The following is a 10,251-nucleotide window of genomic DNA, read 5'->3' on the forward strand; positions in this document are numbered from 1 at the left end:
GAATACGTTCAGATGCATCCTCTTTAAAACAGCTACTCATTGTTATCGTCTGATTCAAACATATCGCCCAGCTCATTGAAAGCTGATTTAATATTGTACCAAAGCCATTCAAAGGCCTGGTCCACTTCTTCAATCTGTCCGGTAATGGAGCCGGCGCCTGCTAGGTAACGTTCTCCATTAATAACCGTTACATCGCCATCTACTTGACCTTCAACCCGCAGATCCCCGTTTCGGACGACCATATCGCCCTTAACCACTTCACCTTCAGGCACAACCACTGTATGGCCTTCTACCACAACGTTATCGTTATTAGTAAAAGCAAATTTATCATCGCTGTTCCATGCTGTGAGGAGACTTCCGCCCATTAAAATTAAAAAGACCGCTGCAGCTGCAAAAAATGGGTTATTATGAAACCATCTCTGCATTCCTGCTTTTTTCTTTTCCTTCGGCAGGCGGCTCATTACATTTTGAGTAAAGCCGCTTGGTGCTGCTATATGAGAAGTGCTTTGTACAAAAGCAATCGTCCGTTTTAATTCCTGAAAATGAGTCCGGCACGCTTCACAGCTCTGAAGGTGCTGCTTTAACTCCTTTTCCTTTTCATATGACAACTCTTCATCTAGATATTCATGCATTAAGTGCACGATTTCTTCAGGACAAGTGTTCATAGAACTCACCCTCTCTACAATGTTCTTAATTGCTTTCGGAGTGCTTCGCGCCCCCGGTGGATCCTGGTCTTGACGGTGCCAAGCGGCAGATCCAGAATCTCACTGATTTCTTTCAGTGAGAGTTCTTCAATATATTTTAAAACGATCACGGTACGATATTTATCAGGCAGCAACGAAATTTCTTTTTGTATTGAGCTCTGTAATTCCATTGACTCCACTTCTTCTTCCGGCAGCGGTTCATCCGTCTGAATCTGGGAGTACATCGTCAACCCCTCCGTACCAGCTACTTCAGCATCTAAAAAGTAATCGGGCTTTTTCTTGCGAATGCGGTCGATGCACAAATTAGTGGCGATCCGATAAAGCCAGGTGGAAAACTTACGGTCAATATCGAATGTATGAATATTTGTGTACGCCCGAATAAACGCTTCCTGAGAAATGTCCTCAGCTTCGTGCCGATTGCCCAGCATTCGGTAGCAAACATGGAACACTTTGTCTTTATATAGTTCCACGATTTCCCCAAATGCATTCTGATCACCTTTGAGTACCTGTTTTATTCTCTTTTTCACAATGAGTTCCATTTCTCTTACCTCCGCTTCAGCGGCTCTACCCTATGTACGTATTTTGTCCGCAAAAGGTTTCACACAATTTATTTGAAATATTTTTGTAATATAAATGTATGTATGCAGTTTGGATTCTGACTGTTGTGTCGATGTATACCTATTTGATTATACAGCTACAAAAGACCCTAGTCATCCCATTTTTTACAAAAAGCACAGAAGATTTTTCAGAAAATATACAAAAAAAACTGACCCGCAGGCCAGCTTTTTTTATTACAGCAGTTTTTCACCAAATAAAGAACCCATTAAGGCAACTGCCACACGTGCTGTTTTATTTTTTTCATCCAAAATAGGATTCACTTCCACAAATTCAGCTGACGTCAGGATATTTGATTCCGCCAGCATTTCCATCGCAAGGTGGCTTTCGCGATAGCTGATTCCGCCAATAACCGGTGTTCCCACTCCCGGTGCATCCATTGGATCTAACCCGTCGAGATCAAGAGATAAATGAACGCCGTCTGTTTTTTCTTTTAAGTACTCAATCGCATCCTCCATCACACGGGTCATACCCATGCGATCGACTTCATGCATCGTGTAGACGCGCATGCCTCTTTCTTTTATCAGCTCCCGCTCTCCTTCATCAAGAGACCGTGCACCGATAATCACAATATTTTCCGGTCTGACTTTTGGCGTGTAGTCCAAAATGTTCACAAGATCAGGATGACCGATGCCCAAGCTTACTGCAAGCGGCATGCCATGGATGTTTCCGGATGGTGAAGTTTCCCCTGTATTCAAATCGCCATGCGCATCATACCAGATGACGCCAAGATTATCGTAGCGCTGACTGATTCCGGCAAGTGAGCCAATTGCAATGCTGTGATCCCCGCCGAGAATCAACGGAAAATCTCCTTTATCTTTCACGGATTTTACTTTTTGAGCCAGTTCTGTACTGCCCTTTACCACTGCATCTAAATTCCTCAAATTGGTGTCCGCAGTATGTACACGCTCCGGCTGGTCAATGCGGATATCGCCGAGGTCCTCCACTTTATGACCCAGATTTTCCAAACGTTCAATCGCACCAGCATACCGGATTGCACTCGGGCCCATATCGACGCCTCTTCGCATCTGCCCTAAATCCATCGGTACTCCAATGAGTGAAATATTTTTCTTTTCCATAAAACGGATCCCCCTTAACGTTATTTCTTTTAACCACTGTCATTGTAACGCTTTCACCACAAGTGACTCAACCAAGCAGAGTCATGCATATATATGCGGCAGGAACATAGTGTAAAAGAAAATCATAGTATTTAGGGAGGATATAAAGGACTTTAAGAGAGCAGCTAAATAGCTGGGTCTATATTCTTAATTTAAAAATATTTTAAATTTACTATTTATTTAAGGTTGACTATTCATAGTGGTATGGTAGGATTATTCTCAACAACTTCATAACTAGCTTATCCAGAGCGGCTGAGGGACTGGCCCGTCGATGCCGCGGCAACCTGCTATTTTTGCAAGGTGCCAATTCCAGCAAAATGAAAGCCATTTTGGAAGATAAGGTGCAGACATAGATCATGCGCTTTTCCTTAATGGAAAAGCGTTTTTTTATTGAATCTTATCCTTCTATAAAGGAAAGGAGCGGCGCATATGAATGCTGTCAGCTACGAACAATGGAAGCCATGTTCGGATGCCTTCATCATTGACCGGGAGACAAAAGGGGCAAAAGAAGTACTGACCTGGGCGTATAAAGCTTATACGGAAACGGACATTGTGTATGCTTCAAGCTTCGGGGCGGAAGCGGTTGTATTGATTGATCTTATTGCCGGAGTACAACCTGATGCTCATATTGTCTTTTTAGACACCGACCTTCATTTTCAGGAAACCTATGACGTCATCGCTAAAATAAAGGAGCGTTTTCCAACCCTGAATATTGAGCTTAAAAAACCGTCACTCACCCTTGATGAGCAGCGTGAAGCCTATGGTTCAGCCTTATGGAAAAAAGACCCGAATCAATGCTGCCATATCCGCAAAGTTCTTCCGTTAAAAGAAGCACTGGGGTCAAAGAAAGCATGGATCTCGGGTCTGCGACGGGAACAATCGCCGACAAGAGCACATACCGAATTTCTTAACAAGGACGAGAAATTTCAAAACATTAAAATCTGTCCCCTTATCCATTGGACTTGGGAAGAAGTCTGGACATATATTGAGGCACATGATTTACCCTTCAATGCACTGCATAAACAAGGATATCCAAGCATTGGCTGCTTCCCCTGTACAAGTGCCGTGTCAGCAGACGGAGATTCCCGCGCCGGCAGATGGCAGCAAAACAGCAAGACAGAATGCGGCTTGCATACTTAATGAAAGGAGGTCGGTGCGATGCTCTCTGTCATCGCGATCTCAATCGGACTGTTTTTTGCTTTTAACATCGGAGCGAGCGGTGCAGCCGCGACCATGGGGATTGCCTATGGTTCGGGTGTCATTAAAAGCCGGTTAATTGCACTTGGTTTATGCGCTGTAACGGTCTTTTTTGGCGCATGGCTCGGTGGTGGGGAAGTAGTAAAAACCATCGGCAGCGGCATCGTTCCAAGCGATACGTTTACTGTGACCATTGCGGTGATCGTGCTGGCATCCGCTGCCCTCTCGTTATTTTTAGCAAATATCTTTGGCATCCCGCTCTCCACCAGCGAAGTAGCTGTTGGATCTGTTGTGGGCGCCGGGATCGTGTACCACTCTGTATTTTTCGGAAAGCTTTTATGGATTATGTCCTTCTGGCTGCTGACACCCGTTGCAGCATTCTTCATTGCGATTGCCGCTGCAAAATGCCTGGAATTGAAAAAAGTAAAGAGCTGGATAGCAAAGCCTAATGCAGCAAAATATTTAGCGCCTGCCGTAATTGTTATGGGCTTATTTGAAGCTTTTTCAGCAGGAATGAATAATGTCGCAAATGCAGTGGGGCCTCTTGTCGGAGCCGGTTTATTGACCACAGGCGACGGAATTTTATGGGGCGGTTTGTTTGTCGCACTCGGCGCACTTTTTCTTGGCCACCGCGTGATGGAGACCAACGGAAAAAAGATCACATCCCTCAAGCTTGAAGAAGGCTGTGTGATTTCAGGCACCGGGGCAAGCATTGTAACAGCCGCTTCCCTGTTTGGAATTCCGGTTCCCTTAACACAAATCACGACTTCTTCCATTATTGGCATCGGTTTTGCCAAGCATGGAAAAGCGGTGTTAAAAAAATCAATTGTCGTACAGATGCTCACCGTTTGGGTCGTATCGCCGGTTCTGTCGATGGTGTTATCTTATACGATGATCTTACTGCTTATTGAACAGAATTTTTACCCCGTCGTCGCATTGGTCGGAGTGATTATCTCGGTTTTGGGTGTACTGTTTTTATTAAAACGTCCGGCTCCTGTCTTAACCATCCCGGCTGATGCCGGAGCAGAAAATAAACGATAAAGGAATGGTGATGTAAAATGACATACTTGCCTGAGCCTCATGGAGGAACCCTCATTCAAGCCTATGAACCAACGAAGGATTTATCGCCTATAGAGAAGGAGCTTCAAATTGACAGTATTTCATTAAGCGATTTAGAAGGGATCAGTGTCGGCTTATTCAGTCCGTTGACCGGGTTTTTAGGAAAAGAGGATTATGAATCGGTCGTCCGGAATATGCGTTTGAAAAATGGCACAGTCTGGTCCATCCCCATTACGCTTCCTGTTTCCGCCGCTTATGCAGAAACGTTAAAAAAGGGAGAACAAATTGAGCTGGTTCACAATGGCCAGACGTACGGAGTCATAACAGTTTCAGAATGGTTCACCCCCGATTTAAAAAAAGAAGCTCTTCAGGTATATAAAACAGACGACCCCGCTCATCCAGGCGTAAAACGGCTATTTGAGCGCGGCCCTGTATATGTTGGAGGCGATGTGGTATTGACTAAGCACCCTGAAAAAGGAGTGTTTGGGGATGTATGGCTTAAGCCAAAAGAAACCCGTTCTTTATTTAAAGAAAAAGGCTGGAAAACAGTAGTCGGGTTTCAAACCCGCAACCCCATTCACCGTGCTCATGAATACATTCAAAAAGCGGCACTTGAAACAGTGGATGGACTCTTTGTAAATCCGCTAGTTGGGGAAACAAAATCAGACGACATTTCAGCAGATATCCGCTTAAAAAGCTACAGGGTGCTGCTTGATCATTATTATCCAAAGGAACGTGTTCAGCTCGGAGTGTATCCCGCTGCTATGCGATACGCAGGGCCAAGAGAAGCCATCTTCCATGCCATTGCCCGCAAAAATTTTGGGTGCACCCATTTTATTGTAGGACGGGATCATGCAGGGGTTGGGGATTATTATGGAACGTATGATGCCCAGCATATTTTCAGCGAGTTCACAGAAGAAGAACTTGGCATCAAACCGCTCTTTTTTGAACACAGCTTCTACTGCAACAAGTGTGAAGGAATGGCTTCAGATAAAACGTGTCCGCACGGAAAAGAAGACCGAGTCATTCTTTCGGGAACGAAGGTCAGGGAAATGTTACGGGCCGGCGAACTCCCCCCTTCCACTTTCAGCCGAAAAGAAGTAGTCAATGTACTGATAGAAGGAATCAGGCAAGAAGCCATTTCATAGGAGGGAAAGCATGACAAAATCAACGAATCTTACCTGGCATTCAGCCGCCATTACGAAGCTCGACCGGCGTGTTCAACATGCGCACGGCAGCTGCACACTCTGGTTTACAGGCCTTTCAGGTTCAGGCAAATCCACGATCGCAAATGCTGTTTCTGCCGCATTATATAAGCATGGAATCAGTGAATACGTACTGGACGGGGACAATATCCGGCACGGGCTTAATAAAGACCTCGGTTTTACAGATGAAGATCGTACTGAAAACATTCGCCGAATTGGAGAAGTCGCTAAACTTTTCGTGGACAGCGGCAAGGTGGTCACGACTGCCTTCATATCCCCCTTTCAATCCGATCGGGATCAAGTGCGTGCGTTATTTGAAAGGGATGAATTTATTGAAGTTTTCATCGACTGCCCTCTGGATGAATGTGAGAGGCGTGATCCTAAGCAGCTGTATGTAAAAGCACGCAGAGGCGAAATTAAAGATTTTACCGGGATCGACTCCCCCTACGAAAAACCATCTGCACCGGAAATCACTATACGGTCAGACCAGACGACGGTGGAGGAATCCGTAAATCAGGTGCTGGATTATTTACGAAGAAAATCAATCCTCTAAAGACGCCCTGTAATATGTTAAAATTGTCCTAAAGCTAAAAAGACACGGAAATTTAAATAAGGAAAGGGGAGAAAAAGGATGACAGGAAAAGTATTTCTAGTAGGAGCAGGTCCCGGTGATCCTGAATTGATTACGGTCAAAGGCATGCGCTATCTTCAACAGGCCGATGTGATCCTATATGACCGCCTCGTGAATCCCGAATTGCTCGACTTTGCAAAACCTGATGCACAGCTGGTTTATTGCGGAAAACTTCCGCATTATCATACGATGAAGCAGGAAACCATCAACCACTTTCTTGTTAAATATGCTAAGAAGGGATTGAACGTTGTCCGCTTAAAAGGCGGCGATCCTTTTGTATTCGGCCGCGGCAGTGAAGAAGCTGAAGAATGTGCAAAAAACGATGTACCTTATGAAATTATTCCCGGAATTACAGCGGGTATTGCCGCTCCTGCCTATGCCGGAATACCGGTAACACACCGTACCTTAAGCAAGAGCTTCGCCTTTATTACCGGTCACCAGGCAGGCGACCGCGAAGCTGAACATCAATGGCAGCATCTTGCACAGGCAGTGGACACGATTTGTGTCTACATGGGCGTCTCTCATTTGCCGGATATATGCCGCAATCTGATGCAGCACGGTAAATCACCTGATACTCCGATTGCTCTCGTCCATTGGGGAACCCTCTCAGAGCAGCAGACAGTAGCAGGCACACTTTCTGATATTGAGGAAAAAGTCAAAGAATCCGGCATTTCAAATCCCAGCATGATTATTATTGGAGAAGTCGTAAAGCTCCATCACAACCTGAACTGGTTTAAAGAAGAGGTCGCTCCACATTTGCCAGCTGTACACGGGTAATAAAAAAGGAGAATGATGATGAAAGCCATTCTATACATCGGACACGGCACCAGATCCAAAAAAGGGGCAGAGGAAGCCAGGCAATTTTTAGAAGCAGTCATGGAACACGTAAACGCGCCCATACAGGAAATAAGCTTTTTAGAGCTTACTGAACCCTTTATTGAAGAGGGCTTCCGCCGCTGTGTAGAAAGAGGAGCCACGGAGATTAAAATAGTGCCTGTTTTCCTCCTCACAGCCGGCCATATTAAACAGGACATACCAAATGAACTGGCACCATTGCTTAACCGCTATCCTGACATATCCATCACAACTGCAGATGCCCTAGGTGTTCAGGAAGTGATTCTGGATGCTATAGCAGAACTCGTCAAACGCCATATAAATGATTCCATCTCTTTATCGGATTCTATTTTACTTGTCGGCAGAGGAAGCAGTGATCCGCAGACCCGCATTGCGTTTGAACAAATAACAGCCGGGATCAAAACAAGACTTGGCATAGCAGATATAGATGTATGCTATCTTGCAGCGATAGAACCTACCTTTGACCAGGGGCTGGAAATGATTACTGCAAAAGCAAAAGGTCGGATCATCGTTGTCCCTTATCTATTGTTTGGCGGTCTTTTGTTAAGTGAAGTGCAGCAGAAAGTGAAGCGGAACCAAAAGCTTGGGTATAAGATTTCCTGTACCGATTCATTAGCCAAACACAAGGTAATCCAGCAGATTGTCATTGACCGGGCCAATACACAAGGAGCGCCTTATGCAGCCGTTAATCATTAATCTCACTGAAAAAAAAGTAGTTATTGCCGGCGGCGGAAGGATTGCGGCTAGAAAAGCCAGGGTCCTCCATGGGGAAAATGCTTTGATTACATTTGTTGCACCAGAAATGTCTGAAGAAGTCATTCAGCTTTCAGAAGAAAAAAATTATACGCTTATCTACAGAAAAGCCACACCATCTGATTTTGCTGAAGCGGTGCTCGTGATTCTCGCAACGAATAACCGAGAGGCCAATCACGCTCTGGCTGCATCCCTTCCCTCCCACCAGCTCGTTTGCGTAGTGGATGAATTTGAAGAAGGCAATGTTACTTTCCCCGCAACGATCAGACGCGGGCATCTGCAGGTAGCCGTGACCTCGAATGGGTCAAGCCCAAAACTGACACGGAAACTAAAAAAAGAGCTTGAAGCACAATTTGACTCCAGCTGGGAACCCTATACTGCTTTTTTAAAGCGATGCCGAGAGCTGATCAAGCAGCTTCCTCTTTCATTTGAAGAAAAAAGCGACCTTCTGTGGGAACTCCTTGAAGACCCCTATCGCATAAGTGAAGAAGAACAAAAGAAAAAATGGAATGAGTTATATGCCATGAAAAAGTAAAGAGGTTGGCACAAAACTTTAAAAAAGTTTTAAAATAGAGACAGTAATTATTACTAGTAAGAGGTGAGCGGAGCCGAAGATGGCTACTCCAGCAGGAGATGACGGCAAGCTGAGTCTTTACAGGGCAACGTCCTGGAAAGGCTCAGCGCCGTCCCTGCGTCCGCCTGGAGTGCAGCGAACCGATCAAAGAGGCTGAGACATTTTTTGTCCCAGCCTCTTTTCTAAACGAAAAAAATCTCTCATCACATGAGGATGAGAGATTTTATGATGAGCCATGTAGGATTCGAACCTACGACCCTCTGATTAAAAGTCAGATGCTCTACCGACTGAGCTAATGGCTCATATGGCTGGGCTAGCTGGATTCGAACCAACGCATGACGGAATCAAAATCCGTTGCCTTACCGCTTGGCTATAGCCCAATGAGTCAATTTACTTAAGTATGCCCAAAATCGATAAAGGCCATGAATCAATTAAGTAAAAAAAATGGTGGAGGGGGGCAGATTCGAACTGCCGAACCCGAAGGAGCGGATTTACAGTCCGCCGCGTTTAGCCACTTCGCTACCCCTCCATATGTGTATACATAAAGTGAAACTGGTGCCGGCAAGAGGACTTGAACCCCCAACCTACTGATTACAAGTCAGTTGCTCTACCAATTGAGCTACACCGGCAAGATGGTGGAGAATGACGGGCTCGAACCGCCGACCCTCTGCTTGTAAGGCAGATGCTCTCCCAGCTGAGCTAATTCTCCATCTGGTGACCCGTACGGGATTCGAACCCGTGTTACCGCCGTGAAAGGGCGGTGTCTTAACCGCTTGACCAACGGGCCGATAAAAAGATTAAGCTTCCAACAGGATTTGAACCTGCGACCTCTTCCTTACCATGGAAGTGCTCTACCTGCTGAGCTATGGAAGCAGTAATTGGCTCCGCAGGTAGGACTCGAACCTACGACCGATCGGTTAACAGCCGATAGCTCTACCACTGAGCTACTGCGGAACATTGCCTAGCGACGTCCTACTCTCGCAGGGGGAGACCCCCAACTACCATCGGCGCTGAAGAGCTTAACTTCCGTGTTCGGCATGGGAACGGGTGTGACCTCTTCGCTATCATCACTAGACGCTTACTATTGCCTTGGACAAAAACTATTATACCAATTTTGCCTCAAAATTCAATACTAAGTTGCAAGAAAGAATAAAAAACGCAGTAACTATGCTGCTCATTCTTTCAAAACTGGATAAGACATCAAAACAAACGCTGCGTTTTCGAGTAATCACCATGTTGAATCCAGTTTCGGCTCCTAGCTTTTCGGTCGTTTCACCTCGCCTGCTGTGACAAAATGCGTCACGTCAGTCGAGCTTCCAACGCCTCTCAAAGCTTGGCAGTCGCCTACACCTTTTTCGATTTGGTTAAGTCCTCGATCGATTAGTATTCGTCAGCTGCACATATCGCTATGCTTCCACCTCGAACCTATCTACCTGATCATCTTTCAGGGATCTTACCACTTGCGTGTGGGAAATCTCATCTTGAGGGGGGCTTCATGCTTAGATGCTTTCAGCACTTATCCCGTCCGCACATAGCTACC

At 45.6% G+C, this 10,251-nt stretch carries 10 protein-coding genes, 8 tRNA genes, 2 rRNA genes and 1 riboswitch; of the genes, 7 read left to right on the top strand and 13 right to left on the bottom strand.

All coding sequences use genetic code 11. From position 1 onward, the window contains the following. Positions 1-32: 32 nt before the first annotated feature. The 3 genes from P6709_RS11405 to rocF form a co-directional block, all read right to left on the bottom strand. On the bottom strand, positions 33-665 hold the full coding sequence (locus P6709_RS11405; protein ID WP_278241048.1) for an anti-sigma factor family protein: 633 nt from the start codon (positions 663-665) through the stop codon (positions 33-35). Positions 666-679: 14 nt separating this feature from the next. Continuing rightward, on the bottom strand, positions 680-1,243 hold the full coding sequence (sigW, locus tag P6709_RS11410; protein ID WP_278241049.1) for an RNA polymerase sigma factor SigW: 564 nt from the start codon (positions 1,241-1,243) through the stop codon (positions 680-682). Between the two features lie 252 nt (positions 1,244-1,495). Further along, the gene (gene rocF, locus P6709_RS11415) at positions 1,496-2,398 is read right to left on the bottom strand and encodes an arginase (protein WP_278241050.1); all 903 of its coding nucleotides are present in this window, start codon (positions 2,396-2,398) and stop codon (positions 1,496-1,498) included. Between the two features lie 275 nt (positions 2,399-2,673). After that, positions 2,674-2,780, top strand: a riboswitch (SAM riboswitch). Positions 2,781-2,866: 86 nt separating this feature from the next. Here rocF and P6709_RS11420 point away from each other — a divergent pair. The 7 genes from P6709_RS11420 (at position 2,867) to P6709_RS11450 (ending at position 8,672) form a co-directional block, all read left to right on the top strand. Further along, the gene (locus P6709_RS11420) at positions 2,867-3,577 is read left to right on the top strand and encodes a phosphoadenylyl-sulfate reductase (RefSeq protein ID WP_278241051.1); all 711 of its coding nucleotides are present in this window, start codon (positions 2,867-2,869) and stop codon (positions 3,575-3,577) included. A gap of 18 nt (positions 3,578-3,595) precedes the next feature. Further along, positions 3,596-4,675, top strand: a complete 1,080-nt coding sequence (locus tag P6709_RS11425) for an inorganic phosphate transporter (RefSeq protein WP_278241052.1) — start codon at positions 3,596-3,598, stop codon at positions 4,673-4,675. A gap of 17 nt (positions 4,676-4,692) precedes the next feature. After that, positions 4,693-5,841: a sulfate adenylyltransferase gene (gene sat / locus P6709_RS11430; RefSeq protein WP_278241053.1), complete on the top strand. Its 1,149-nt coding sequence runs from the start codon at positions 4,693-4,695 to the stop codon at positions 5,839-5,841. Between the two features lie 10 nt (positions 5,842-5,851). After that, positions 5,852-6,451, top strand: coding sequence for an adenylyl-sulfate kinase (gene cysC, locus P6709_RS11435; RefSeq protein WP_278241054.1), 600 nt, complete (start codon positions 5,852-5,854; stop codon positions 6,449-6,451). Between the two features lie 78 nt (positions 6,452-6,529). Further along, a complete protein-coding gene (cobA, locus tag P6709_RS11440; RefSeq protein WP_278241055.1) occupies positions 6,530-7,306 on the top strand; it encodes a uroporphyrinogen-III C-methyltransferase in 777 nt (258 codons plus the stop codon). Between the two features lie 18 nt (positions 7,307-7,324). Continuing rightward, positions 7,325-8,080, top strand: coding sequence for a sirohydrochlorin chelatase (locus P6709_RS11445; RefSeq protein ID WP_278241056.1), 756 nt, complete (start codon positions 7,325-7,327; stop codon positions 8,078-8,080). Next, the gene (locus tag P6709_RS11450) at positions 8,061-8,672 is read left to right on the top strand and encodes a precorrin-2 dehydrogenase/sirohydrochlorin ferrochelatase family protein (protein WP_278241057.1); all 612 of its coding nucleotides are present in this window, start codon (positions 8,061-8,063) and stop codon (positions 8,670-8,672) included. Before P6709_RS11445 ends, P6709_RS11450 begins: the two co-directional genes overlap by 20 nt. A 268-nt stretch (positions 8,673-8,940) precedes the next feature. On the opposite strand, the gene P6709_RS11455 is transcribed toward P6709_RS11450, so the two are convergent. From P6709_RS11455 to P6709_RS11500, 10 genes are all read right to left on the bottom strand, one after another. Further along, positions 8,941-9,013: transfer RNA gene (locus P6709_RS11455), tRNA-Lys, on the bottom strand. Between the two features lie 3 nt (positions 9,014-9,016). Further along, positions 9,017-9,091: transfer RNA gene (locus P6709_RS11460), tRNA-Gln, on the bottom strand. Positions 9,092-9,156: 65 nt separating this feature from the next. After that, positions 9,157-9,240 (bottom strand) — tRNA-Tyr (locus P6709_RS11465). A gap of 24 nt (positions 9,241-9,264) precedes the next feature. Beyond that, positions 9,265-9,340 (bottom strand) — tRNA-Thr (locus P6709_RS11470). 4 nt (positions 9,341-9,344) lie between these two features. After that, positions 9,345-9,420 (bottom strand) — tRNA-Val (locus tag P6709_RS11475). A 3-nt stretch (positions 9,421-9,423) separates the two neighbouring features. Next, positions 9,424-9,498 (bottom strand) — tRNA-Glu (locus P6709_RS11480). Positions 9,499-9,511: 13 nt separating this feature from the next. Beyond that, positions 9,512-9,584: transfer RNA gene (locus tag P6709_RS11485), tRNA-Thr, on the bottom strand. Between the two features lie 6 nt (positions 9,585-9,590). Further along, a tRNA-Asn gene (locus P6709_RS11490) sits at positions 9,591-9,665 on the bottom strand. A gap of 5 nt (positions 9,666-9,670) precedes the next feature. Beyond that, positions 9,671-9,786: ribosomal RNA gene (gene rrf / locus P6709_RS11495) — 5S ribosomal RNA — on the bottom strand. A gap of 285 nt (positions 9,787-10,071) precedes the next feature. Then, positions 10,072-10,251: ribosomal RNA gene (locus P6709_RS11500) — 23S ribosomal RNA — on the bottom strand; the annotation flags it as partial.

Origin of the sequence: Jeotgalibacillus sp. ET6 (genome assembly GCF_029667115.1) — a bacterium.
Taxonomy (GTDB): Bacteria; Bacillota; Bacilli; order Bacillales; family Jeotgalibacillaceae; genus Jeotgalibacillus.